A 24996-nucleotide genomic window follows, 5' to 3' on the forward strand; every position below is an offset into this window, starting at 1 on the left:
CGGAGCCTCCGCGTGTGCCTGTTCGGCAGGTCCGGCTCAGGCCATCGAGATAGCGTGCTCACCGTCGCGCGGTCGATCGCGTCTGCTCGAAAACGGACGCTATCCGGGCCTTCTGCGCAGCCCGCACGCCTCCCGCGGGAACGCCGGCCCGGCGCCCGCGTTCGCACCGCGACTTCACAGCGGGAATTCTTTCATGGCCAACGACATGATCCAAGATATCTTCAGCGGGCAGCCGAACCTGACCACCACCGAACGGGCGGTATCGGTCGCTCTGGGCCTCGGGATCGCCGCGGCGGCCGCGCAGCCCCGGCCGAACAAGATCCTCAGCCTGCTGGCGCTGGTCGTCGGCGTCGGACTGGCCGTGCGGGGCGCCACCGGCCACTGCGCCGTGAAGGCAGCGGCAGATCATTTTTGACGGTTCGGCCAACCATCAAGCCACAAAAAAGGGGCGCCCCGCGGGGCGCCCCTTCTTCGTTGTGCGATCTGAAGAACCCTCAGATGGTCGTGCTGCGGCGGCCGGCGATCATGCCGTAGATGAACAGCACCACCACGGCGCCCACGACGGCCCCGATGAAGCCCGCGCCCTGGTTCGGTCCGTACCAGCCGATGGCCTGGCCGAGGAAGGTCGCCACGAACGCGCCGACGATGCCCAAAATGGTCGTGAGGATGAAGCCCGACGGCTCATTCGGTCCGGGCATCAAGAACTTGGCGATGATTCCGGCGAGGAAGCCGATGATGATGGTCCAGAGAATACCCATGACGAACCCCGAAGCGTGACAAGCGATGCCGGATGAACGCGCGGCAGCCGGCCACGGTTGCTCGCAACTGCACAGGTCAGGGAGAATTTTCCGCGGGTTCCCGCGGCGCGTGGGCGCGCGGCCCTTTACGGCCGCACCGCTGCCACGGCAGATACCGGCTTTCGCCGGCTGGAGACTTGGATGAGCATCGAACGGATCGAACCGGGCTCGCGGATGTCGCAGGGCGCCGTCCACGGCAACACCATCTACCTCGCCGGCCAAGTGGCGTCGGATCCGGTCGGCACCGGTGTCACTGCGCAGACCCAGAACATTCTGGTCCAGATCGACCGGCTGCTCGCCGTTGCCGGGAGCGACAAGGATCACATCCTGTCGGCGACGATCTACCTCGCCGATATCGGCCATTTCGCCGAGATGAACGCCGCCTGGGACGCCTGGGTATCGAAGGAGCATCCGCCGGCGCGCGCCACTGTCGAGGCTCGGCTGTGCGATCCGCAATATCTGGTCGAGATCGTGGTCGTCGCCGCGAGGCAGGCGTGAGCGGGGCCGGGACGGGCCGGGTCGAACCAGTCCGGTGCCTCGTCCCGTCGCAGCGCCGGTCCGCATCGCCGAGGCGGACCGGCCTTCGTCTGGCAGTGGGAATGCTGGTTGCAGCCCTGTTCCCCCTCGCCGCGCCCGTGCGCGCTGCGGAGGAGCGGGCCGTCAACATCTACAACTGGTCGGATTACATCGACCCAAAGGTGCTCGACGCCTTCACCCGGGAAACCGGGATCAAGGTCGTCTACGATACCTACGACAACAACGAGATTCTGGAGACCAAGCTGCTGGCGGGCCGCTCGGGCTACGACATCGTCGTGCCGTCCGGGCCCTACCTGCAGCGGCTGATCCGGGCCGGCGCCTTCCTGCCGCTTGACAAGTCGAAGCTCAAGAACCTCGGCAATCTCTGGCCGGAGATTTCCAATCGGCTCGCCGTGTACGACCCCGGCAATACGTTTGCGGTCGATTACATGTGGGGCACCACCGGCATCGGCTACAACGTCGCGTCCGTGCGCGAGCGCCTAGGCGCCAACGCGGCGCTGAATTCCTGGAGCGTCGTCCTCAATCCCGCATCCGCCAACAAGCTCAAGGATTGCGGGATCATGATGCTCGATTCACCCGAGGATCTGATTCCCAGCATGCTGCCGGTGTTCGGGGCGAAGGCCGATTCCAAGCGCTGGGACGATCTGACCCTGGTGACCGACGCGCTCTACAAGGTGCGCGGCAGCGTGCGAAAATTCCACGCCTCCGAATACATCCAGGCGCTCGCCAATGGCGATATCTGCATCGCGGTGGGCTATTCAGGCGACGTGATGCAGGCCAAGCGCCGGGCCGAGGAAGCCAAGAACGGGATCGAGATCGCCTATGTCGTGCCCAAGGAGGGCGCATTGATGTGGTTCGACACCTTCGCGATTCCGAGGGATGCCGCCCATCCGGCCGAGGCCCTGGCCTTCATCGACTACATGCTGCGGCCCGAGGTGGCGGCGGCCAATACCAACTTCGTGGCCTATGCCAGCGGCAATCTCGCGGCGAAGAAATTCGTGACGCCCGAGATTCTGAACAATCCCGGCATCTACCCCGATGAGACGACGATGCAGCGCCTGTCGATCAACACCGCCTGGGACGACCGCACCCAGCGCTACGTCACCCGGCTCTGGACCCGAGTCCGCACCGGACGCTGAGGGAGGCCCGGCGCGATCAAACGCCGGGCCGTGCTGAGCTTCAGTTCTTGAGGTCTTCCGGCACCTTGCCGCCGTTCTCGGCGAGCTTCTGCATCACCTGCTTGTGCAGCCAGATGTTCATGGAGGCCGAGTCCTCCTTGTCGCCGGTGTAGTGCAACTCGTCGGCGAGCTTCTTGCGCTCCGACAGGCTCGAATCCAGGCCGAGCAGCTTCATCAGGTCCACGATCGAGTGGCGCCAATCGAGCGTCTGCCCGTTCTTCTCGGCTAGGCCGGTGAGCACGGCCGCCACGTCCACGGGCTCGCCGCCGCCCGCGCCGCCGGGGGCCGACGCGGTGCCCGTACCGGCCGAGCCGCTGGAGGAGCCCGACGTGGATGAGGGTGCGGCGTCCGCGGAACCGCCGCCGAACGGATGAAGGATCTTGCCGACGATGCTGCCGAGGAGGCTCATAGGTCCGCTCCGATAATCGAGGCCCGACCTGCGCGCCGGGCGGGCTGTCAACCGGTTGTCGGCCCGGGCGTTCCGAGAATCGGTCTGCGCAGTGCTGAGACTACAAGCGGACGCCGTGCAGGGCGACCCCGAGCAGGGACAGGCCGAGCACCAGGCAGATCCCGCTCCAGCGTTCGAGGACGACCGCACGGGCGGGGTGGCGCAGCGAAAGACCCGCCAGGCCGACACTGAAGACTAAACAGCTCAAGCTCATCACGATAACCAGCACGTTCCTTGTGATCCGGGATCGACACGTCTACCCATAATCAGATTTCGCCGCTGTTGGACGTAAAATACCACGTAGTCAACGGGGAATCCATACGGACCAAAATTGTCGTTACAAGCGAGCGGAGCGCCGTGTCTGATTTCGGCCTGTGTAGAGGCGCGTATATCAATGGTCTCGAGTCTCGCATTAACGATAATCGGCGACGATATTGAAGTCCTGGCCGTCGCGCACCGCCCGATCGTGTTATGGAACGCCCGATCCCGTCGTTCTGGCACGTTGCACGGGAACGTTCGGCACCTCCGAGGCGCGACTGAGACCTTGCGAGCCTCGGCGGTCCGATGATCAACCGCCGCTCGACAGGGCCGCGATCAGGGCCGTCCGCTCCTCGGAGAGCGTCTCGCGCGATACGGGGCGACCGGCGCGGTCGTACCAGTAGCGCGCATTGCCGGCATCGCCCTCGATCCGGTGGAGATGCGCGTGCACCCAGGCGGCGTCGGACCCGGGGGCGTCTTGCACCAGGGCATGTGCCCGCGTCCAGGCGGCGTCCGGGGTTTCCGTCGCGTGCTTGGCCAGCCACCAGAGAGCGGCGCGCGGCGCGGGCCAGGCGGACGGCGGCTCGGGTTCGGTCAGCGCCGCCGCGAAATCGGCCGGTAGGGTCCCGGTCATGGCGACCTCCTCTCGCGACGGATCAACGCCCGGCCGCGCGCTCCGGCTGCCAGCGGCCGCGGCGCTGGCGGGCGGACCACGCGTAGCGGGTATCGCCGTCGAGGCGGTCGAGATGGTCCGAGAGCCGGTTGCGTTCAAGCCAGGCTAGCGCCGCTTCGAGTTCGGGCAGGGTCATGGTCGCGCGGCCCTTGCCGAGCACACGCTTGAGCACCGCGTTGTAGCGATGCGCAAGGTTGCCGCCGCGGGGAACGCGCAGAGACGCCTCGTCCTCCACCGCCTGGCTCGCCACCGCAACCGCGAGCCGCTGGCGCAGGGTCCGCTCGGTGACGGACGGCGGTTCCGGCGCCGGCGCCACGGGGGCGGGCTCGGCGAGCCGCGGGCGCAGCAGGGCGTAGCGCAGCCCGATCGCGTTGCTCTCCAGCGGCGTGATCCCGCCGGGATCCTCGTCGCGCCACGGGGTCCGCTCCGGGACGATGGCGCTGGCCGGCCGCTCGCGCTTGGGCCGGACGCTGCTGCCCTGCTCGGTCTCGAGTTCCAGGCGGAACCGGGCGAAGAGCGGGTCGTCCGGGTGGAAGACCAGCGCCTGCTGGTTGTCGTAGGGGCCGGCATGCGGATCGACCCGGGTGGCCCGGGCGAGCATCTGCTCCAGCCAGGGCCGGGAGCGGATATGAGTGAGGGCCGCCACCACGGCGACCTCGGGGGCGTCGAGCCCCTCATAGGCCATCGCCACCGTCACCAGCACCGCCGGCTCCGCGGTCAGGCGGAACGCCGCCAGGGCCGCATGGGCGTCGCCCTGGCCGGATGTCGCCAGCCGGACATCGCGCTCGCCCTGCCTGGCCGGCATCCAGCTGCGCAGGGTCGTCAGGTAGGTGCGCGCGCTCGCTTGGTCCGGGGCGACCACGAGGAGTTTGCCCAGACCCCGGGCCATCTCGCCGGGCGGCAGGTCGCGTTCGAGCCGGCGCCGGGCGCGCAGGCGCTTGGTGGCGAAGAACGCCTCGCTCAAGAGATCCCGCGCGAAGCCGGTGCGCAGGGCCGTGAACAAAGCCGGCCGGGTGGTGACCCGGACCGATCCGGCGCCCAGCCGGTGCGGCCCGACCCGGGGGCTGTCGCCGGCAATCCGTCCGCCTTCGAGCCAGCTCGCCTCGCCGTCGATCGCTCCGAAGGTGACTGGGAGCACCGCCCGCTCGGCCAAGGCCTGCGAGCGCGAATAGCCGATCACCGCCAGCCCCGGCGCGTCGAGGTCGAGTTCCGGGCCGCGGCCGAGGGCGGGCGGCCGGTAGGGCAGGCCGAGGATGCGCCGGCCATCGGCCCGCTCCAGGGTGCCGGACAGGAACAAGCCGATCTCGGCCGCCTCCATCACTGGCAGCATCGCCCGGGACCACGCCCCCGCCTCGGCCTCCTCCTCGGCGGAGGCGTCCTCCGCCCCCGGACGCCCGGGGACCGGCAGGTGGTGCACCTCGTCGACCACCAGCAGGGTGCGGTGCCCCCGCGCCTCGGCGAGGTGCAACGCCGGGGCGGCGGCCACCGCCTGATAGGTGGTGACGTAGCCGGAGAGTCCGCGGGCCGGGTCGCGCTCGTTATCGGCGGCGCGCACACTCAGCCCATGCCCGAACGCCGCGCGCCAGAGCGGGTCGGCGAAGGCTTCCTCGGCCTGGAGCCGCAGGGAATCCCGGGGCACCACCCAGACCACGCGCTCGACCCGGCCCGCCGCGATCAGCGTGTGCGCCGCGATCACCGGCAGCAGCGACTTGCCGCCCCCCGGCGTCACCGCCGCCAGGATCTTCCGGACATGCCCCGCCTCCCCGCTCGCCATGGCCGCCACGAGGGCCATCAACGTACGCTGGTGGGACCGCAGGGACGGGGCGGGACGGGTCAATGGCCGGCGAAGCAGGGCGACATGCCCGCACCGTGGCCGATCCCGATTCCTTTGTGAATCCCTGGGGACACGGAACGTTCGTGTTTTCTTCCCGGGCGCTCAGGGCGCGGTCAGAATGAGCCGCTGCGCGGCGCGTCTTAGGCAGGGTCCCGGGTCGCATTCCGCTGGCGCTGCATGCGCCCGGGAAAGGGCGTAGCGTTTCATCCTGCACCGCCCCTTTCCCGGACAGGTGGAGCGAAGCGGAACCTGATCCGGGACCCAGCACGGGACGAGCCGCGCAGCGGCGCCGAAGCCTTAGCCCCGGAGAAGCGTCGCAAACGCGGCCCGGGAGGCAGGATCGCACCACGACAAGCGTTGACACCCGGCCGGCCCCTCACCATAAGGGCGCCGCGGGCGAAAAACCCGCCTTGGGGGAATGTCCCGAGCGGCAAAGGGGGCGGACTGTAAATCCGCTGCGTAAGCTTCGTAGGTTCGAGTCCTACTTCCCCCACCAAGGTTCCTGAAAATCCTGCCCTGCCCGATCAGCCCTGCTTCGCCAGGGCTGCCTCGATGCGCGCGGCAGCGGCGGCCGAAAAACCCTTCCCGGCGAGCCCCTGGCCCACGGCTGCCTGCCCGGTGAGACTGCGCTTCTTGCCCTCCGGTAGGTGTGTCTTGCGCAGCGCGTGCGCGTCGCGGTGGCTGGCATGGGTGATCGCGATGGCCAGCGCGTCGGCGGCGTCGGCGACGTGGAACTCGGCCTTCGGCAGCAGGAAGCGCACCATCGCCTGGATCTGCACCTTCTCGGCATGGCCGGAGCCCGCCACGGTCTTCTTGATCAGGTTGGCGGCGTATTCGAACACCGGCAGCCCAGCCAGCGCCGGCACCACCAGCGCCATGGCGCGGGCATGGCCGAGCTTGAGCGTCGCCTGGGCGTCCTTGTTGACGAAGGTCTCCTCCACGGCGACCTCGTCGGGCGTCTGCGCGTCGACGATGCGGCCGATCCCCTCGAACAACTCGCGCAGGCGCAGGGCCAAAGGCAGGTCCCCGTCCGAGGTCACGACCCCGCAATCGCCGTAGGTCAGCTTGCTGCCCTGCGCGGTGATGAGGCCCCAGCCGGTGCGGCGGAGCCCCGGATCGATCCCCAGGATGCGGACGATGCTGCTCATGACGCTCCAGGGTTCTGCTCTGCCGGATCCCGAGCTTTGGAATCGCCGTTGGGATGAGGCTCTCGACGATCGGCCCGAGCCTGCCGTACGTATCGTGAACGCCCGGTTTCACCAAGGGCACGGAATGACGGGAGCACGACCATGAGCGCGGACCTGCCGATCAGCCGCTTCCCGATGCCGAAGCTGTCCGAGATGCCCGAAGACCTGCGTGCCTGCATTGCCCTGGTGCAGGAGAAGGCGGGCTTCGTGCCCAACATCTTCCTGGCGCTGGCGCATCGCCCGGACGAGTTCCGCGCCTTCATGGCCTATCACGACGCGCTGATGGACAAGCCCGGTGGCCTGACCAAGGCCGAGCGCGAGATGATCGTGATCGCCACCAGCGCGGCCAACAACTGCCTCTACTGCGTGATCGCCCACGGCGCGATCCTGCGGGTCCGGGCCAAGAACCCGCTGCTGGCCGACCAGATCGCCGTCGCCTACGCCAAGGCCGACATCACCCCGCGCCAGCGCGCGATGCTGGCTTTCGCGCTCAAGGTGGCGCAGGAGGCCCACGCAGTCGGTTCCGACGATCACGCCGTGCTGGCAAGCCACGGCTTCAGCCCGGACGACATCTGGGACATCGCGGCGATCACCGCCCTGTTCGCCCTGTCGAACCGGCTCGCCAGCGTGGCGGAGCTGCGGCCGAACGACGAGTTCTACACACTGGGGCGCTGAGACCGCCTCACCCCCGCCGCCCGAGCAGGATGATCGCCGTGCCGGCCAGGCAGAGCGTGCTGCCCCCGAGGTCCCAGCGGTCGGGCCGCTGGCCTTCCGCGAGCCACAACCACAGGATCGAGGCCGCGACGTAGACCCCGCCATAGGCCGCGAAGGCGCGCCCCGCCGCCGGGCTGTCCACCAGGGTCAGCAGGCCGGCGAACGCGACCAGGGAAGCGATGCCAGGCAGCGCCCACCAGGCCGACCGGCCGAGCCGGAGCCAGGCCCAGAACGCGAAGCAGCCGGCGATCTCCGCCAGGGCGGCACCGGCATAGGCGAGGAGCGTCATCAATCCAGCTTGGCACGAGGATCGGCGTGACGCGAGCCGCGATGGACAAACCGATCGAATATGCTGCAACCGAAGAGATGAGCCGTAAGTGCAAGATGCTCATGCGCTCGAGATAGGCTAAGACCGCTCGCGATCGCCTCCGCGTGCTTCCCGGGCCCCGCTGCCCGATCCACCGCCCCCGGCCATGTCAGACCCGATCGAAACCGCCCGCCTCCAAGTCCTGCACAGCTACGGCATCCTCGATACGCCGTGCGAGCCGGGCTTCGACGACATCGTCACGCTGGCGACGCAGATCTGCGCGGTGCCGGTCGGCCTGGTGAGTCTCGTCGCGGCCGACCGGCAATGGTTCAAGGCCCGGTGCGGGTTCCCGGCCTGCGAGACGCCCCTGAGCCAGTCGGTCTGCGTCCATGCGCTGGCTTCCGAGGACGGGCTGATGGTCATCCCCGATTTGAGCGCTGACTCGCGGACCCGCGACAACGCCCTGGTGACGGGGGCGCCGTTCATCCGGTTCTATGCCGGCGCGGTGCTCCGGTCCGAGGATGGCGTCCCGTTCGGGACCCTATGCGTGATCGACACCGAGCCTCGGCCCGATGGTCTGGAGGCGGATCAGGCCTTCGCCCTGCGGGCGCTGGCGCGGCAGGCGATGGCGCAGCTCGAGCTGCGCCGCGCGGTCCGGGAGCGTGAGGCCGCCCTGGCGGCCGAGCGCCAGGTGCGCGACGCCCTGGCGGTCTCGGAGGAGCGCTACCGCCTCTCCTCGCGGGCGACCACGGATCTGATCTGGGACTGGAACCCGCAGACGGGCCGGATCCACTGGGATGAGGGGCTGTCGGCGCTTTACGGCTACCGGCCGGTCGAGATCGAGCCGAGCAACGTTTGGTGGTACGCGCATATCCACCCCGAGGATCGCGACCGCGTCCGCCGCAGCGTCCAGGCGGCCCTTGAGGGCGCCCCCCTGCGCTGGAGCGAGGAATACCGGTTCCGGCGGGCCGACGGGACCTATGCCACGGTCCTCAACCGGGCGATCATCGTCCGCACCGCGGAGGGCACGGCCACCCGAATGACCGGCGTGATGCTCGATGCGACCCAGCAGGCCGAGGCCGATGCGCATCGGGAGATGCTCAGCCAGGAACTCAGCCACCGGCTGAAGAACACCCTGGCGATGGTCCAAGCGATCGCCTCGCAGACCCTGCGCGACGCCCCCGACGTCACCTCGGCGCGCGACGCCCTGCTGCAGCGCCTGCTGGCGCTGGGCAAGGCGCACGACATCCTGCTCGCCGGCAATGCCGAGCGGGCCGGCATGGAGGCAGTGATCCGCGGCGCGCTGGCGCTCCACGACAATGCCCGTGCCGGCCGCCTGCGGATCGAGGGGCCGGCCCTCGATATCGGGCCGAAGGCGGCCCTCGCGCTGGCGCTGATGATCCACGAACTGGCGACCAACGCGGCCAAGTTCGGCGCCCTCTCGGTCGAAGCGGGCCATGTCGGCGTCACCTGGCAGATCGAGGCCCTGGCAGGCGCCCCGCAGCTCCGGCTCAGTTGGATCGAGTCCGATGGCCCCCCGGTGCCCCCCCCCTCGCGCAAGGGCTTCGGCACCCGGCTGATCGAGCGCGCCTTCGCGGGCACCGTCGCCGGCGACGTCGTTCTGGAATACCGGGAGACCGGCCTGCACTGCGTTCTCACCGCGCCCCTGTCCGGGTTCCAGGGCAAGGACGGGATCCTGAACTGAGCGGCCGGTCGGCGAGGCGTTAAGCCCCCGACAACGAAAAAACGCTCGAGTGGTGCCATGAGCGCGCGTGAGACGGCCGACGACCTGATCCTGATTCCGGGCGATGCGCGCCTCCGCGAGGCGGTCCATGCCTGGGTTGACGGACTGGCGCGGGAGCGGCGGATGTCGCCCAACACCGTCGAGGCTTATAGCCGCGATCTGCGCCAGTTCCTGGTTCACCTCGCATCGCGCCAGGGCACACCGACCATCCCGATGCTGGTGGCCCTGAAGGTGCGCGACATCCGCGCCTTCATGGCCGCCCGCCGGGCCGACGAGGTGTCCGGACGCTCGCTGATGCGGATGCTGGCGGGGTTGCGCTCGTTCGGGCGGTTCCTGGAGCGCGAGGGCTACGGCAGTGTCTCGGCGCTCGGCGGCGTCCGGGCGCCCAAGGTCCCGCGGCGCCTGCCCCGGCCGATGCCCGTCGCCGCCGCGGTGGCGCTCACCGACACCGCCATCCGGGCCGGCGAGGAGCGCGAGCCCTGGGTGCTCGCCCGGGATGCGGCGGTCCTGGCGCTGCTCTACGGCGCGGGCCTGCGCATCTCCGAGGCTCTGGGCCTGACACGGCGCGATGCCCCGCTTCCGGGCAGCGATCAGGTCACTGTGCTCGGCAAGGGCGGTAAGCAGCGCATGGTGCCGATCCTGCCGGTGGTGGCACGGGCGGTGGCCGATTACGTCGCCGCCTGCCCGCTGCCGCTGCCGCCGGAGGGGCCGCTGTTTGTCGGCGCCCGGGGCGGCCCGCTCTCGCCGCGCATCATCCAGTACACGGTGGCCCGGGCCCGGGGCGCCCTCGGCCTGCCCGAGAGCGCGACCCCGCATGCCCTGCGCCACTCCTTCGCGACGCATCTGCTCGCCCGCCAGGGCGAATTGCGGGCGATCCAAGAATTGCTCGGCCACGCCTCCCTGTCGACCACGCAGCTTTACACCCAGGTCGACGCCGCCCGGCTGATGAGCGCCTACACGGCGGCGCATCCAAGAGCTGGCCGCTAATCTAGCGGCGGGACACCAGTGCTGAGAGCTGATTTCAGCGATAAGATGAGCAGAATATCACCTGCAGCGGCCTATTAAGCCGCCTTTTAAGAGCTTCGTCATGATCTGCATCCATTCTCGACGCCGGGGAATGGGATTGCCGGGGCATGGCCATGGAGCTCGATGAGGCGCGGTCGTCTGCACGTGTCGTGATCGCGGATTGCGATGCGGGGCGCCGTGCCGCCCTGAAGGCGATCGTCGAGCGCTTCGACCCGCAGGCCGTGATCGATGAGGCCACGTCGGGTCAGGCGCTGTGCGACATCCTTCTCCGGAAACGCCCCAGCCTCGCCTTCGTGGGCCTCCAGCTCGAAGATCTGAGCGGGCCCGAGGCCGTCGCGGTGGCGCGTCGGGCGGGCGCCGAGCCGCCCTGCCTGGTCCTTGTCGCAACGCGCGTGCTGGCGCATTGGCAGGATATCGCCCAGAGTCTGGGCGCCTACGAGGTGCTGAAGACGCCACTCGATCCGGGCCATATCGAGCAGCTCCTACACGCGGACGCCCGCCGCCGTACCCCGACTCGGGCGCTGCTCGCCTGCTCGTCCCCCGCCGGGTGCACGGCGATCAGTCGGGTGGTGGCGCGCAGCGGCTTTGCGATCGCCCTCGAGGAGACCAATTGCGGGCGTCACGCCTTGAGCCAGCTCAAGCTTGGTACCTACGACTTCGCTTTCCTCGACGTGAAGCTCGGCGGCATCGAAGGGATGGAACTCGCCTGCCAGATCCAGCCCCTCGGCCTCCCGACCCGGATCACCCTGCTCACTACATCCGAGCTGGAGCCGGTCGCACAGGCGGGACGCTATTTCGGGGTCGACGCGGTGCTGCGGATGCCGTTCTACGCCCGCGATATCGACCTGGCGCTGCATAACGCGCTGGGATTGCGCCGGCCGTATCTCCTGAACGCCCTTACCGCGCCGCCGGCGCCGAGCGCGCTCCTGCGGATCGCCGACCTCCCGAAGGCCCGGCGCAAGATCGCCTGATCCTGCGCCGGATCCTGATCGGTTCAGACGTGGATCGCGCGCTTGGAGACGGCGAGCGCCGCTTCCTTCACCGCCTCGGTGAGCGTCGGGTGCGCGTGGCAGGTCCGGGCGATGTCCTCGGAGGAGGCGCCGAACTCCATCGCCACCGCGACCTCGGCGATCAGGTTGCCGGCATCCGCCCCGACGATGTGCACGCCGAGCACCCGATCGGTCTGCGCGTCGGCCAGGACCTTCACGAAGCCGTCCGTGGTGCCGTTGGCCTTGGCCCGGCCGTTGGCGGTGAACGGGAACTTGCCGGCGTTGTAGGCGATGCCGTCTTTCGTCAGCTCTTCCTCCGTCTTGCCGACCGAGGCCACCTCCGGGAAGGTGTAGACCACGTTCGGGATCACCCCGTAATTGACGTGGCCGGACTGGCCGGCCAGCGTCTCGGCCAACGCGACGCCTTCGTCCTCGGCCTTGTGGGCGAGCATCGGCCCGGCGATCACGTCGCCGATCGCGTAGATGCCGGTGACGTTGGTGGCATAATGGGCATCCGTGAGGATTCGGCCCTTGTCGTCGCGCTGCACGCCCACCGTGTCGAGCCCGAGGCCCTCGGTGTAGGGCACCCGGCCGATCGCCACGAGGACGACGTCCGCCTGCAGGCTCTCCTTCTCGCCGCCTGCGGCCGGCTCCACGGTGACGCTCGCGCCCTTCTTGCCGACCTCGACGCCGGTCACCTTGGTGGACAGCTTGAACAGGATGCCCTGCTTGGTCAGGATCCGCTGGAACTGCTTGCCGACCTCGCCGTCCATGCCGGGCAGCACCCGGTCGAGATATTCCACGACGGTGACCTCGGCGCCGAGCCGGCGCCAGACCGAGCCGAGTTCCAGCCCGATCACGCCGGCCCCGATCACCAGAAGCCTCTTCGGCACCCGGTCGAGCTCGAGCGCGCCCGTGGACGAGACCACCACCTTCTCGTCGATGGTCACGCCCGGCAGGCGCGTCACGTCCGAGCCGGTGGCGATGACGATGCTCTTGGTTTCGAGCATCTGGTTGCCGCCATCCTCTGACACGACCTCGACGCGGCCGGCACCCGCGATCTTGCCGGTGCCGTGGAAGGTGTCGACCTTGTTCTTCTTGAGCAGGAACTCCACGCCCTTGGTGTTCCCGGCCACGCCCTCGGCCTTGAAGCTCATCATCTTCTTGAGGTCGAGCTTCACGCCGCTGACCTCGATGCCGAGATCGGCGAAATGCTTGGTCGCCTCCTCATAGGCTTCGGAAGCGTGAAGCAGCGCCTTCGACGGGATGCAGCCGACATTGAGGCAGGTGCCGCCGTGGGTCGCGCGCTTCTCGACCACGGCGGTCCGCAGGCCGAGCTGGGCCGCGCGGATTGCGCAGACATAGCCGCCGGGGCCGGTGCCGATGACGACGAGATCGTAGGACATGAGAATTCGCTTCCGGTCGGTCATGCCGCCTGAGGCGGTCGGAGAGAAGAGAGTTTGAGAGGGTGGGTTCAGCGGCCGCCGCCGACGTCGAGGATAGCGCCGGTGGTGTAGGCGGCCTCCTCTGAGATGAGCCACGCGATCGGCGCGGCCACCTCCTCGGCGGTGCCGGCGCGGCCCATTGGCACGCCAGGCCCGAGTCTTTCGACCCGGTCTGGCTCGCCGCCGCTGGCGTGGATCTCGGTGGCGATGATGCCGGGCGCCACCGCGTTGACGCGGATCCCCTCCCCGGCGACCTCGCGGGCGAGGCCGACGGTCAGGGAATCGATCGCGCCCTTCGAAGCGGCGTAGTCGACGAACTGGCCGGGGCCGCCGAGGCGGGCCGCCACCGAGGACAGGTTGACGATGGCGCCCCCTGCCCCGCCGCGCTTGGTCGACATCCGCCGCACCGCCTCGCGGGCGCACAGAAAGCTGCCGACCACGTTGGTGTTCATCATCCGCTGAAGCCGGGCCGCGCTCATGTCGGCGACGTCGGACTTCAGGTCGACCACGCCGGCGTTGTTGACGAGCGCCGCGAGCCGGCCGAGCTTGTCGGCGGCCTGGAACAGGGCGATCACGTCGGCCTCGTCGCCGACATCGCTGCGCACTGCCAGTGCGGTGCCGCCCTTGGCGGTGATCGCATCCACCACCGCCTGGGCCGCGGCCGAGTCGGAGACGTAGCTCAGGCAGATCGCGTAGCCGCGTTCCGCCAGGAGCAGCGACACCGCCCGCCCGATGCCGCGGCTGCCTCCGGTGACGATGGCAACCGGATTGGAGTTCCCGCTCATTTGCTCGCTCCCCCTGATGTCATCAGCCGACCATCAGTTTGTGTATCTCTGCCTGCCGCTCGCAATCGCGCCGCAGAGAGTCCGCACCGAGATCGATCAGGTACCCGCTGTCATCCGTCCAAGACACTGCGTGGCCATACTCCTCAACACGCACGGTTTTGAAATTTTCGCTGTCCTGAAGCCATGCGAAGACTTTACCGTTAGCCAACAGAGGCCGCAGATCGATGACGCCCTCATACCCGTCCACGAAGGCAAGCTTGAGAACGCCATGAATGACGGCCTCCGCCGAGGCGACGCGTGGCAGCCGCTTCATGCGATCCGCTCCACCTTCCCGTGAGACGTCGCTTGCATGAACGCGGCATGTAACGCGTCGGTCCGCGTCGCCGCCCAGGATAGAATGCTCCTGCGTTTGGCGATGGGGAGGAAGCCTTCGATCACGCTCAGTGTCTCGATATCAATGACCGCCTGATGCTTGGCGATCCTTGCATGGAAGTGAGGCGGCGGATGCTCATTGGCGTAGAAGAGAATCTGAACTCCGTCCACTTTGGCGACAACCGGCATAGTCTACCTCACCGATCGCCGCTCTCTGGATCCGTGGATCCCGCTTAGAGGTCCAGCACGAGCCGGGCCGGATCCTCCAGCGCCTCCTTCACCCGCACCAGGAAGGTCACGGCCTCCTTACCGTCGACGATCCGATGGTCGTATGACAGCGCGAGATACATCATCGGCCGCGCCTCGATCTTGCCGGCGCGGACCACCGGACGCTCCTCGATGCGGTGCATGCCGAGGATGCCCGATTGCGGGGCGTTGAGGATCGGGGTCGACATCAGCGAGCCGTAGATGCCGCCGTTGGTGATCGTGAAGGTGCCGCCCTGCATGTCCTCAATGGACAGCTTGCCGTCCCGGGCCTTCTTGCCGAAGCCGGAGATCGTCTTCTCGATGCCCGCGATCGACAGGTTGTCGGCGTCGCGCACCACCGGCACGACCAGGCCCTTATCGGTGCCGACCGCGATGCCGATGTGGTAGTAGTTCTTGTAGACGAGATCCTGCCCGTCGATCTCGGCATTGACCGCCGGCACGTCCTTGAGGGCGCCGATCACCGCCTTGGTGAAGAAGCCCATGAAGCCGAGCTTGGTGCCGTGCTTCTTCTCGAAGATGTCCTTGTACTGGCTGCGCAGGGCCATCACGGCCGACATGTCGACGTCGTTGAACGTCGTCAGCATCGCGGCGGTGTCCTGCGCGTCCTTGAGGCGGCGCGCGATGGTCTGGCGCAGCTTCGTCATGCGCACGCGCTCCTCGCGCGCGGCATCGTCCGGCGCGGAGGGCGCACGCGGCAGGGTCGGGCGGGCCTCCTTGGCGGGGGCGGCCGGGGCCGGTCCCGGTCCTTTGGAGATCGCGCCGAGCATGTCGCCCTTGGTGACGCGGCCGTCCTTGCCGGAGCCGTTGATGCCGGAGGGATCGACGCCGCTTTCGCGGGCGAGCTTGGCCACGGCCGGGCCGTTGTCGTCGGCCGGGCGCTGCTGGGTCGCGGGGGCGCCCGCGTCGCCGTGGTTGCCGTAACCGGCCGAGGATTCCTGGGCCGGCGCCTCAGTCTTCGGGGCGGGGGCCGGCGCCTCGCTGCGGCTCTCGGACTTGGTCTCGGCGACCGCTTTCGGGGCCGGCGCCTTCTTGCCGCCGCCGGCCGATGCCCCCGCCTCGACGATCGAGCCGAGCAGTGCGCCGGGCTCCACCGTCTCGCCGTCCTTGACCAGGATTTCGCCGAGCTGACCGGCCGCCGGGGCGTTGACCTCCAGGGTGACCTTGTCGGTCTCGAGCTCGACGATCGGCTCGTCGACCGCGACCGTGTCGCCGGGCTTCTTGAACCAGCGGCCGATGGTGGCCTCGCTCACGGATTCGCCGAGCGTCGGGACGAGGATATCGGTAGCCATGGTGTTCTGCACTTCCGGATCGGTTGGGCCGTGCCGGACGGCCTGGAGAATGACGGCGGCGGCCCGGGGAGGCCGCCCCCAGGTCTTGAGGAATCAGACCGCCAGCGCCTCGTTGAGGAACGCCTGGAGCTGGGCTTGGTGCTTCGACATCTGGCCCACGGCCGTGGACGCGGAGGCCGGGCGGCCGACGTAGCGGGCGCGCTTCACCGCGGAGCCGGCCTGGCCGAGCACCCATTCGAGATAGGGCTCGACGAAGGACCAGGGCCCCATGTTCTTGGGTTCCTCCTGGCACCAGACCACGTCCGCGTTGCGGAACCGGCCCATCTCGGTGGCCAGCGCCTTGAGCGGGAACGGGTAGAGCTGCTCGACGCGCATCAGGTAGACGTCGTTGAGGCCGCGCTTCTCCCGCTCCTCCAGCAGGTCGTAATAGACCTTGCCGGAACACAGCACGACGCGGCGGATCTTGTCGTCACGCACCAGCTTGTTGGGGGCGCCCTCCTCCTCGGCATCGTCCCAGAGGACGCGGTGGAAGGTCGAACCCTCGGCCAGGGCGTCGAGCGTCGAGACCGCCCTTTTGTGGCGCAGCAGCGACTTCGGCGTCATCAGCACGAGCGGCTTGCGGAAGTCCCGCTTCAGCTGTCGGCGCAGGATGTGGAAGTAATTCGCCGGGGTGGTGACGTTGGCCACCTGCATGTTGTCCTCGGCGCAGGCCTGGAGGTAGCGCTCCAGGCGGGCCGAGGAGTGCTCGGGCCCCTGGCCCTCGTAGCCGTGCGGCAGGAGCAGCACGAGGCCGGACATGCGCAGCCACTTGCGCTCGCCGCTCGCGATGAACTGGTCGACCACCACCTGGGCGCCGTTGGCGAAGTCGCCAAACTGGGCCTCCCACAGCACCAGGGCGTTCGGCTCGGCCAGCGAGTAGCCGTACTCGAAACCGAGCACCGCCTCCTCCGAGAGCATCGAGTTGATGATCTCGATCGAGGCCTGGCCGTCGCGGATGGCGTTGAGCGGCGTGAAGCGCTGCTCGTTCTCCTGGTCGATCACCACGGCGTGGCGCTGCGAGAAGGTGCCGCGCTCGACATCCTGGCCGGACAGCCGGACCCGGTTGCCGTCGAGCAGGGTCGCCCCGAAGGCCAGGGCCTCCGCGGTCGCCCAGTCGATGCCGGCGCCGGTCTCCACGGCCTTGGCGCGGTTGTCCATGAACCGCTGGATCGTGCGGTGCAGGTGGAAGCCGGGGGGCGCCTGGGTGATCTTGCGGCCGATCTCCTGCAGGGTCTCGGCCGGCACCGCGGTGCGGCCGCGGCGCGGATCGTCGACATCCTCGTGCACGGCCTTGAAGCCGGACCAGCGGCCGTCCAGCCAGTCGGCCTTGTTGGCCTTGTAGTTGGTGGCGACGTCGAGCTCGCTGTCGAGCAGCTGGCGGAACTCGGCCTTGCGAGCGTCCAGGGCCTCCTGGTCGAGGGTGCCGTTCTCCACGAGCCGGCGGCCATAGGTCTCCAGCACTGACGGATGCTTGCGGATCCGCTGGTACATCTTCGGCTGGGTGAAGGCCGGCTCGTCGCCCTCGTTGTGGCCGAAGCGGCGGTAGCACAGCATGTCGATCACGACCGGCTTGCCGAATTTCTGCCGGTACTCGACCGCCACCTTGGCCGCGAAGGTCACGGCCTCCGGGTCGTCGCCGTTGCAGTGGAAGATCGGCGCCTCGACCATCTTGGCCACGTCGGACGGGTACGGCGACGAGCGCGAGAACCGCGGATCGGTGGTGAAGCCGATCTGGTTGTTGATGATGAAATGCACCGAGCCGCCGGTGCGGTGGCCCTTCAGGCCCGACAGGCCGAAGCACTCCGCGACCACGCCCTGCCCGGCGAAGGCGGCGTCGCCGTGGATCAGCAGCGGCAGCACGCTCGACCGCTGGATATGCGGCTTGGCCCACTGATCCTGCTTGGCCCGAACCTTACCCAGCACCACCGGATCGACGATCTCGAGGTGGGACGGGTTGGCGGTGAGCGACAGGTGGACGTTGTTGCCGTCGAAGGCGCGGTCCGAGGACGCGCCGAGGTGGTACTTCACGTCGCCCGAGCCCTCGACCTCGGCCGGGGAGGCGGAGCCGCCCTTGAACTCGTGGAACACCGCCCGGAACGGCTTCGCCATCACGTTGGTGAGCACGTTGAGCCGGCCGCGATGGGCCATGCCCAGCACGATCTCGCGGACGCCCAAGGCGCCGCCGCGCTTGATGATCTGCTCCAGGGCCGGGATCATCGCCTCGCTGCCGTCGAGGCCGAAGCGCTTGGTGCCGGTATACTTGAGATCCAGGAACTTCTCGAAGCCTTCGGCCTCGATCAGCTTGTTGAGGATCGCCCTACGGCCTTCAGGCGTGAAGGAGATCTCCTTGTCCTTGCCCTCGATGCGCTCTTGGATCCACGCCTTCTCGGCGGGATCGGAGATGTGCATGAACTCGACGCCGAGCGTCTGGCAGTAGGTCCGCTCCAGGATGTCGACGATCTCGCGGATCGTCGCGAATTGCAGGCCGAGCACGTTGTCGAGGAAGATCGGGCGATCCCAGTCGGCCTCTTCGGTGAAGCCGTAATGCTGCGGGTGCAACTCCTCGTGGTCGCCGCGCGGGGCGAGCCCCAGCGGATCGAGCTTGGCGTGCAGGTGGCCGCGCATGCGGTAGGAGCGGATCAGCATGATCGCCCGCACGGAATCCTTGGTCGCCTGCTCCACCGACACGCCCGTCGTGGTGGCGACGCTGTCGACCGGCTTGCCGGGCTTGGGCTCCTTGGCGTCCCGGGCGACGATCTTGTCGCCGATCGCCTTCTCCAGCGCGCCCCAATTGCCGTCGAGCGCCGAGACCAGCTCGCCGTTCAGCGGCACCGGCCAGTTGGGCTTCTCCCAGGAGGCCCCGGCGGCGTTCTTCTCGACGAGGGTCTCGTCCTCGCCCAGGCCCTTGAAGAAGGTCTGCCACTCCGGATCGACCGAGGCCGGATTGCGGGCATAGGCCGCCTGCAATTCCTCGATATAGGCGGCGTTGGCGCCGTAGAGGAACGAGGTTTCGAGGAGCGCTTCGTTCACGTCCTGGCGTGCCATGGTCCGTTCATCCTGTCGCGCGGGCAGGCTCACCTGCCCTTCCGGCGACCCGCTCGCGGGGCGGATCGCCCTGAAATTGAACCGGGGCGGCAGACCGTCCCATTCCGTCGATATGGGGGTCGCGGCCCTGCGCCGGCCGCGACGCAGACGCGCGGCCTTCAGCCCTTGAGGACCTCGACCAGCGTCGAGCCGAGCCGGGCCGGGGACGGCGAGACGCGGATGCCGGCCGCTTCCATGGCGGCGATCTTGTCCTCGGCGCCGCCCTTGCCGCCCGAGATGATCGCGCCGGCATGGCCCATGCGGCGGCCCGGAGGCGCCGTGCGGCCGGCGATGAAGCCGACCATGGGCTTCTTGCGCCCGCGCTTGGCCTCGTCCTTCAGGAACTGCGCGGCCTCCTCCTCCGCCGAGCCGCCGATCTCGCCGATCATCACGATCGACTCGGTCTTCGGGTCGGCGAGGAACAGCTCCAGCACGTCGATGAACTCGGTGCCCTTCACCGGGTCGCCGCCGATGCCCACCGCGGTGGTCTGGCCGAGGCCGGCATTGGAGGTCTGGAACACCGCCTCGTAGGTCAGGGTGCCCGAGCGCGACACGATCCCGACCGAGCCTTGCCGGAAGATGTTGGCCGGCATGATGCCGATCTTCGACTGGCCGGCGGTGACGATGCCCGGGCAGTTCGGGCCGACGAGGCGCGACTTCGAGCCGGTGAGTGCCCGCTTCACCCGCACCATGTCGAGCACCGGGATGCCCTCCGTGATGCACACGATCAGCGGGATCTCGGCCGCGATTGCCTCGCAGATCGCGTCGGCGGCGCCGGGCGGCGGCACGTAGACCACCGAGGCGTCGGCGCCGGTGGCCTCGCGGGCCTCCGCCACCGTGTCGAACACGGGCAGGCCGAGATGGGTCGCGCCGCCTTTGCCGGGGCTGGTGCCGCCGACCATCTTGGTCCCGTAGGCGATCGCCTGCTCGGAGTGGAAGGTCCCGTTCTTGCCGGTAAAGCCCTGGCAGATGAGCTTGGTGTTGGCATCGATCATAATGGACATAAGCTATGGCGTCCTCTGAATTCGAACTCGACCGCGTGTAATCGATGTCACGATCCCCAATTGCGTACGGCCCTCACTGAGCTGAACAAAGTCAAGTGGATCGGTTCTAAGGCGCCACGTGATTGTCGGCTGTTGGTCTGCTAAATTGTTCCTGGTGTCGTGCTGTGTATTAAGAGCAACCTCAAGCTGATCCACCATACCGCTCGTATAAGATTTATTCACGGCGATGGCGCACGTCTCACTTGGATTTTTCTCCAGCGGCATTCTGTCGGTAATCCTGGATGCGCCAATTTCGATCCAAGGAGAGTCAGCAGCCTCGCTCGATGTTGTTTTCCAAGCCGTGCTAAGGATGGACTGAGTCGGCATTCTGCTCAACTCGCCGGACATCGCCTCATTCCGCTGCCAGCCGTGCGATGCCGCTGCTGTGTCGACCGCCGTGAGTGCCGGCCCGTCCCCCATGCACGTGTCGATAAACAGGGGGACGAGGTCAGACTTATCGCGCACCTCTGCTGCCGGAGCAGACAGAGATACGGCAACTGCCAGCAGAAGCGCGTCCACTGTCAGTTGCCGCCCTTCACGGCGGCGACGATTTTCTGGGCGGCGTCGTCGAGGTCGTCCGCTGGGATCACGTTGAGGCCGGAGCCCCGGATAATGTCCTTGCCCTGCTCGACGTTGGTGCCCTCCAAGCGCACCACCAGCGGCACCTGCAGGCCCACCGCCTTGACGGCGGCGATGACGCCGCGGGCGATGACGTCGCACTTCATGATCCCGCCGAAGATGTTGACGAGGATCCCCTTCACCTGCGGATCGGCGGTGATGATCTTGAATGCCGCCGTCACCTTCTCCTCGGAGGCGCCGCCGCCGACATCCAGGAAGTTGGCCGGGCTCTCGCCGTAGAGCTTGATGATGTCCAGCGTCGCCATGGCCAGGCCTGCGCCGTTGACCATGCAGCCGATCGTGCCGTCCAGCGCGATGTAGGCGAGGTCGTATTTCGACGCCTCGATCTCCTTGGCGTCCTCCTCGGTCTCGTCACGCAGGGCGACGATGTCGGCGTGCTTGTAGAGCGCGTTCGAGTCGAACGAGATCTTCGCGTCGAGGCACTTGAGGTGGCCGTCGGCGGTGAGCACCAGCGGATTGATCTCCAGCATGCTCATGTCCTTGGACATGAACGCCGCGTAGAGCTTTTCCGTGAGCGAGGCAGCGTCCTTGGCCTGGGCGCCGGTGATGCCCAGCGCCTTGGCGACCGCGCGGCCGTGATGGGGCATCACGCCGGTGGCGGGATCAACCGGGATCGTGTGGATCTTCTCGGGCGTGTCGTGGGCGACCGCCTCGATGTCCATGCCGCCCTCGGTGGAGACCACGAAAGCGACACCGCCGGAGGTGCGGTCGACCAGCATCGAGAGGTAGAATTCCTCCGCGATCTGGGCACCTTCCTCGATGTAGAGGCGGTTGACCTGCTTGCCGGCCGGGCCGGTCTGGATCGTCACCAGGGTCTGGCCAAGCATCTCGCCGGCATATTGCTTGACCTCGTCGATGGACTTGGTGACCCGCACCCCGCCCTTCGCGCCCTCGGGGGCGCCCTTGAAGGTGCCCTTGCCGCGGCCACCCGCATGGATCTGGCTCTTCACGACCCAGACCGGGCCGCCGAGTTCCTTGGCGGCGGCTTCTGCCTCCGACGGGTCGAAGATCGCCACGCCGCGGGAGACCGGCAGGCCGAACTCCTTCAATACGGCCTTGGCCTGGTATTCATGGATGTTCATCGGGACCTCATACGGAGGAGCGAGGAGGGGGTAGCGGATCGCGAATAGTTTTCAGGGAGCGAGCGGCCTCGACCGGGCCACTCTTCGCTATGCCCTATTCGCAGTTCGCCCCGAGATCAGGCGAGGTTGCTGTCGACGGTCTTGCAGGCTTCGATCAGGCCGGTCACCGAGGCGACCGACTTCTCGAACATGGCCTTCTCGGCCGTGTCGAACGTGACTTCGAGGACGCGCTCGACGCCGCCGGCGCCGATGACGATCGGCACGCCGATGAACATGCCCTTCACGCCGTACTGGCCGTCGAGATAGGCGGCGCAGGGCAGGACCCGCTTCTTGTCGCGCAGGTAGCTCTCGGCCATGGCGATGGCGGAGGCGGCCGGCGCGTAGAAGGCGGAGCCGGTCTTGAGCAGGTTGACGATCTCGCCGCCGCCCTTGCGGGTCCGGTCGACCATGGCGTCGAGCTTCTCCTGGGTGGTCCAGCCGAGCTTGACGAGATCGGTCAGCGGCACGCCCGCGACCGTGGAGTAGCGGGTGAGCGGGACCATGTCGTCGCCGTGGCCGCCGAGCACGAAGGCGGTGACGTCCTCCACCGAGACCTTGAACTCTTCCGCGAGGAAATGGCGGAAGCGGGCCGAGTCGAGCACGCCGGCCATGCCGACGATCTTGTTGGTGGGCAGGCCCGAGAACTTCTGCAGCGCCCAGACCATCGCGTCGAGGGGGTTGGTGATGCAGATCACGAAGGCGTCCGGGGCGTAGCTCTTGATGCCCTCGCCCACGGCCTGCATGACCTTGAGGTTGATGCCGATCAGGTCGTCGCGGCTCATGCCGGGCTTGCGCGGCACGCCGGCGGTGACAATCACCACGTCGGCGCCCTTGATGGCGGAATAATCGCTCGCGCCCGCGTAGCTCGCGTCGAAGCCCTCGACCGGGGCCGCCTCGGCGATGTCGAGCGCCTTGCCCTGCGGCACGCCGTCGACGATGTCGAACAGCACCACGTCGCCGAGATCCTTCAGGCCGGCCAGGAGGGCCAGGGTGCCGCCGATCTGGCCGGCACCGATGAGCGCGATCTTGTTGCGAGCCATGTCGGATCAATCTCCGCTGCGTGTCGTCTTCGGTGGGATCGGCGATGTGCCAGGACCGTCCGGTTGTCAGCTCCGGCGCGGGATTCGCCGCTCGGGAATCTGCGCGGCTGTGTGGCCGAAAAGCCTCGTCGCTTCAACCCGATGGGCGGTTGGGGACGTGCCCGCTCGGGTCCCGCCGGCGCTTGGATGTCGCCGGCCCGGGTGATGAAACGCCAATGCGGAGAGGGTTTTAGGTGCAGTGCACGCTGCCTCGTCGGCGTAGTAACGCTCAGATGACAGAACCGTGGGCCTGTCATTTCGTCGATTTCGGCGCGGTCCCGCGCTGTGGATCGAACCGTCGTTGAAGCACCTGAAATGCGAAAGGCCCGGACGCGATGTCCGGGCATCGAGATGCATTGCCGACCACTTAGAAGCTGCGACCCGGGGGTTCAGAGGATCCCGGAGCGCAGGACCCGCTGGATCGCGTGGATGACGGCTCCGAACCTGGCCTCGATCAGGTCGCGCGGCACTTCCGCATCGTGCTGGATCGCCAGCGGATGCGTGAACCGATAGCTCGCATCGAAGATGTAGGCGATCGCCCGTTCCCGGTCCCGGGCCGAGAAAATGCCCGAGGTGATGCCCTCCTCGACCACACGCTCGACCAGGCTGCGCAGGCGGACCCGGTGCCGCCGCGCGATCGGCCGTGCCGACACCGTCGCGTCGAGATGGACCGCGAACAGGTTCGGCTCGTCGAACAGGGCATCGCGCTGAACCGTCGCGAGGGCAGTGAGCAACCGCTCGATCTTATCATCGGCCGGATCGGGCGCGTCGGCGATGCCGGCGAGCCGGGCTTCGACGTCGCGCAGCCATCGGCCGGCTACCGCGTCGAGAAGCGCGTCCTTCGACGGGAAGTAGCGGTAGACGTTGGCGTGCGTCATCCCGGCTTCCGCCGCGACGGCCACGACCGTCACGCGCTTGGGCCCGAGACGGGACAAGTGCTCGGTGGCGATGCCAAGCAACCGCACATCGGCAGCGACCGGTGCCCGTGGACGCGACGGGGCCACTACCTCGCCGGTGTCGCGAAGCGCGTCACTGGCGGTCGTGTCTGCTGCAGGAATCCTGGTCTTTGCGCTGAGCGCCTCTTCCCTGGCCCCGTCGGACTCTGGCTTAAGGAACGGAAGCGGAAGGCGGGAGGTGGACAGGTGGTAGGGCGAGACGGACCCCCATCAGACCGGCGGAAGCGTCCCGGCGCTTCGCGTTGACGTTACGGCTTCCCCCCGGGAGCCCGTTGACTGAGCGGATTGGTACCGCTTGCACAGGGTATGTGTCAGTTCGGCTTGAGAACGCAACAAAATTTTCTTGGTTATCACCGTCCTTAGAAGCGGTCCTTCCACGCACGCAGCGCAACAAAGACCGCTTCCGGATCTGTCCCGGCCGCTAAATCCACTGACTTGGCCAAGGTCGGTACGTTGCTGCGCAGGAATGGATTGGTCGCCCGCTCGGCACCCATGGTCGAGGGAATCAGGAATCGGCCCTCAGCCTTCGCCCGCTCGGCCTCGGCCTTGCGCGCCAACAGGTCGCGGTTGTCTGGGTCGGCAGCCAGGGCGAAACGGGCATTGGACAGGACGTAGTCGTGGCCGCTGAACACCCGCGTGGCGTCGGGCAGGTCCTCGAATCGCCGCAGCGAGCGCCACAGGGTCTCGGGCGGGCTCTCCATCACGCGGCCGCAGCCGAGGGTGAACAGCGTGTCGCCCGAGCAGACGAGGCCGGCGTCGGCGAACCAGTAGGTGATGTGGTCGGCGCAGTGGCCGGGGGTCTCCCAGACCTGGGCCGCGAGCCCGCCGACCTGCACAGTATCGCCCTCGCGGACCGTGACATCCACGTCCGGAATTGCACCGCCGGCCTTGGCGGGGGCCACCACCCGGGCCCCGGTGGCGCGCTTCACCGTGGGGATACCCTCGATGTGGTCGCCGTGCCGGTGCGTGACGAGGATGTCGGTCAGGCGCCAGCCGGTCTCGTTTAGGGCCTTCAAGACCGGGCCGGCCTCCGGCACGTCGATCGCCGTGCAGGCGCCGGTGGCCGGATCGCGGATCAGGACGCCGATGTTGTCGCTGCGGCACAGGAAGGTTCGGATCTCGGTCTCGGCAGCCATTGGAGTCCCTCGTCAGGAGGCGCGAAGATTCGCAAGGCGCAGCGAAGCG

25 protein-coding genes and 1 tRNA gene are annotated in these 24996 nt (G+C 68.2%); 8 read left to right on the plus strand and 18 right to left on the minus strand.

The window, feature by feature from the left end; translation table 11 throughout:
- Positions 1 to 193: 193 nt before the first annotated feature.
- Positions 194 to 415 carry a YgaP-like transmembrane domain gene (locus tag MKL11_RS16940; protein ID WP_243945310.1) on the plus strand — a complete coding sequence of 74 codons (222 nt, stop codon included), beginning with the start codon at positions 194 to 196 and terminating at the stop codon, positions 413 to 415.
- Between the two features lie 79 nt (positions 416 to 494).
- On the opposite strand, the gene MKL11_RS16945 is transcribed toward MKL11_RS16940, so the two are convergent.
- Positions 495 to 758: a GlsB/YeaQ/YmgE family stress response membrane protein gene (locus MKL11_RS16945; RefSeq protein WP_243945312.1), complete on the minus strand. Its 264-nt coding sequence runs from the start codon at positions 756 to 758 to the stop codon at positions 495 to 497.
- A 180-nt stretch (positions 759 to 938) separates the two neighbouring features.
- Between MKL11_RS16945 and MKL11_RS16950 the strand changes: the two genes are divergently transcribed.
- Positions 939 to 1295, plus strand: a complete 357-nt coding sequence (locus MKL11_RS16950; RefSeq protein WP_243945314.1) for a RidA family protein — start codon at positions 939 to 941, stop codon at positions 1293 to 1295.
- 101 nt (positions 1296 to 1396) lie between these two features.
- Positions 1397 to 2473, plus strand: coding sequence for a polyamine ABC transporter substrate-binding protein (locus MKL11_RS16955; RefSeq protein ID WP_243945316.1), 1077 nt, complete (start codon positions 1397 to 1399; stop codon positions 2471 to 2473).
- 40 nt (positions 2474 to 2513) lie between these two features.
- Here MKL11_RS16955 and MKL11_RS16960 read toward each other — a convergent pair whose 3' ends face one another.
- From MKL11_RS16960 to MKL11_RS16975, 4 genes are all read right to left on the minus strand, one after another.
- A complete protein-coding gene (locus MKL11_RS16960; RefSeq protein WP_243945318.1) occupies positions 2514 to 2921 on the minus strand; it encodes a DUF3597 domain-containing protein in 408 nt (135 codons plus the stop codon).
- 100 nt (positions 2922 to 3021) lie between these two features.
- A complete protein-coding gene (locus MKL11_RS16965; protein WP_243945320.1) occupies positions 3022 to 3189 on the minus strand; it encodes a hypothetical protein in 168 nt (55 codons plus the stop codon).
- 339 nt (positions 3190 to 3528) lie between these two features.
- Positions 3529 to 3852, minus strand: a complete 324-nt coding sequence (locus tag MKL11_RS16970; RefSeq protein WP_243945322.1) for a hypothetical protein — start codon at positions 3850 to 3852, stop codon at positions 3529 to 3531.
- A 22-nt stretch (positions 3853 to 3874) separates the two neighbouring features.
- The gene (locus tag MKL11_RS16975) at positions 3875 to 5728 is read right to left on the minus strand and encodes a DEAD/DEAH box helicase (RefSeq protein ID WP_409565873.1); all 1854 of its coding nucleotides are present in this window, start codon (positions 5726 to 5728) and stop codon (positions 3875 to 3877) included.
- 409 nt (positions 5729 to 6137) lie between these two features.
- Between MKL11_RS16975 and MKL11_RS16980 the strand changes: the two genes are divergently transcribed.
- Positions 6138 to 6221 (plus strand) — tRNA-Tyr (locus tag MKL11_RS16980).
- 28 nt (positions 6222 to 6249) lie between these two features.
- On the opposite strand, the gene ruvC is transcribed toward MKL11_RS16980, so the two are convergent.
- Positions 6250 to 6873 (minus strand): crossover junction endodeoxyribonuclease RuvC, encoded by a 624-nt coding sequence (ruvC, locus tag MKL11_RS16985; RefSeq protein ID WP_243945333.1) that lies wholly within the window; start codon positions 6871 to 6873, stop codon positions 6250 to 6252.
- Positions 6874 to 7014: 141 nt separating this feature from the next.
- Between ruvC and MKL11_RS16990 the strand changes: the two genes are divergently transcribed.
- Complete coding sequence (locus tag MKL11_RS16990; RefSeq protein ID WP_243945335.1) at positions 7015 to 7587, plus strand: peroxidase-related enzyme; 573 nt, start codon at positions 7015 to 7017, stop codon at positions 7585 to 7587.
- Between the two features lie 7 nt (positions 7588 to 7594).
- Here the strand turns inward: MKL11_RS16990 and MKL11_RS16995 are convergent, their stop codons facing one another.
- Positions 7595 to 7918 (minus strand): YnfA family protein, encoded by a 324-nt coding sequence (locus MKL11_RS16995; protein WP_243945337.1) that lies wholly within the window; start codon positions 7916 to 7918, stop codon positions 7595 to 7597.
- A gap of 181 nt (positions 7919 to 8099) precedes the next feature.
- Here MKL11_RS16995 and MKL11_RS17000 point away from each other — a divergent pair, with 181 nt between their 5' ends.
- The 3 genes from MKL11_RS17000 (at position 8100) to MKL11_RS17010 (ending at position 11674) form a co-directional block, all read left to right on the plus strand.
- Entirely contained in the window at positions 8100 to 9638 is a 1539-nt protein-coding gene (locus tag MKL11_RS17000; protein ID WP_243945340.1) for a sensor histidine kinase, read from the plus strand.
- Between the two features lie 57 nt (positions 9639 to 9695).
- Positions 9696 to 10664, plus strand: coding sequence for a tyrosine recombinase XerC (locus tag MKL11_RS17005; protein ID WP_243945342.1), 969 nt, complete (start codon positions 9696 to 9698; stop codon positions 10662 to 10664).
- Between the two features lie 146 nt (positions 10665 to 10810).
- Entirely contained in the window at positions 10811 to 11674 is an 864-nt protein-coding gene (locus MKL11_RS17010) for a response regulator (protein WP_243945343.1), read from the plus strand.
- A gap of 23 nt (positions 11675 to 11697) precedes the next feature.
- Here MKL11_RS17010 and lpdA read toward each other — a convergent pair whose 3' ends face one another.
- The 11 genes from lpdA to gloB form a co-directional block, all read right to left on the minus strand.
- Positions 11698 to 13098, minus strand: a complete 1401-nt coding sequence (gene lpdA, locus MKL11_RS17015) for a dihydrolipoyl dehydrogenase (protein ID WP_243945351.1) — start codon at positions 13096 to 13098, stop codon at positions 11698 to 11700.
- 68 nt (positions 13099 to 13166) lie between these two features.
- The gene (locus MKL11_RS17020) at positions 13167 to 13922 is read right to left on the minus strand and encodes an SDR family oxidoreductase (RefSeq protein WP_243945353.1); all 756 of its coding nucleotides are present in this window, start codon (positions 13920 to 13922) and stop codon (positions 13167 to 13169) included.
- Positions 13923 to 13944: 22 nt separating this feature from the next.
- Positions 13945 to 14235 carry a DUF2442 domain-containing protein gene (locus tag MKL11_RS17025; RefSeq protein ID WP_243945355.1) on the minus strand — a complete coding sequence of 97 codons (291 nt, stop codon included), beginning with the start codon at positions 14233 to 14235 and terminating at the stop codon, positions 13945 to 13947.
- The gene (locus MKL11_RS17030; RefSeq protein ID WP_243945357.1) at positions 14232 to 14483 is read right to left on the minus strand and encodes a DUF4160 domain-containing protein; all 252 of its coding nucleotides are present in this window, start codon (positions 14481 to 14483) and stop codon (positions 14232 to 14234) included. Before MKL11_RS17030 ends, MKL11_RS17025 begins: the two co-directional genes overlap by 4 nt.
- A 44-nt stretch (positions 14484 to 14527) precedes the next feature.
- A complete protein-coding gene (gene odhB / locus MKL11_RS17035) occupies positions 14528 to 15850 on the minus strand; it encodes a 2-oxoglutarate dehydrogenase complex dihydrolipoyllysine-residue succinyltransferase (RefSeq protein WP_243945359.1) in 1323 nt (440 codons plus the stop codon).
- Between the two features lie 93 nt (positions 15851 to 15943).
- Complete coding sequence (locus tag MKL11_RS17040) at positions 15944 to 18934, minus strand: 2-oxoglutarate dehydrogenase E1 component (RefSeq protein WP_243945361.1); 2991 nt, start codon at positions 18932 to 18934, stop codon at positions 15944 to 15946.
- A gap of 158 nt (positions 18935 to 19092) precedes the next feature.
- Positions 19093 to 19977: a succinate--CoA ligase subunit alpha gene (gene sucD / locus MKL11_RS17045; protein ID WP_243945363.1), complete on the minus strand. Its 885-nt coding sequence runs from the start codon at positions 19975 to 19977 to the stop codon at positions 19093 to 19095.
- Positions 19978 to 20537: 560 nt separating this feature from the next.
- Positions 20538 to 21737 (minus strand): ADP-forming succinate--CoA ligase subunit beta, encoded by a 1200-nt coding sequence (gene sucC / locus MKL11_RS17050; protein WP_243945364.1) that lies wholly within the window; start codon positions 21735 to 21737, stop codon positions 20538 to 20540.
- Positions 21738 to 21853: 116 nt separating this feature from the next.
- Entirely contained in the window at positions 21854 to 22816 is a 963-nt protein-coding gene (gene mdh, locus MKL11_RS17055; RefSeq protein ID WP_243945366.1) for a malate dehydrogenase, read from the minus strand.
- A 428-nt stretch (positions 22817 to 23244) separates the two neighbouring features.
- Positions 23245 to 23820: a TetR family transcriptional regulator gene (locus tag MKL11_RS17060; RefSeq protein WP_243945368.1), complete on the minus strand. Its 576-nt coding sequence runs from the start codon at positions 23818 to 23820 to the stop codon at positions 23245 to 23247.
- A 350-nt stretch (positions 23821 to 24170) separates the two neighbouring features.
- Positions 24171 to 24947 carry a hydroxyacylglutathione hydrolase gene (gloB, locus tag MKL11_RS17065; protein WP_243945370.1) on the minus strand — a complete coding sequence of 259 codons (777 nt, stop codon included), beginning with the start codon at positions 24945 to 24947 and terminating at the stop codon, positions 24171 to 24173.
- Between the last annotated feature and the right edge of the window lie 49 nt (positions 24948 to 24996).

The organism is Methylobacterium sp. J-077 (genome assembly GCF_022829365.1).
In the GTDB taxonomy this organism is placed as follows: Bacteria; Pseudomonadota; Alphaproteobacteria; order Rhizobiales; family Beijerinckiaceae; genus Methylobacterium.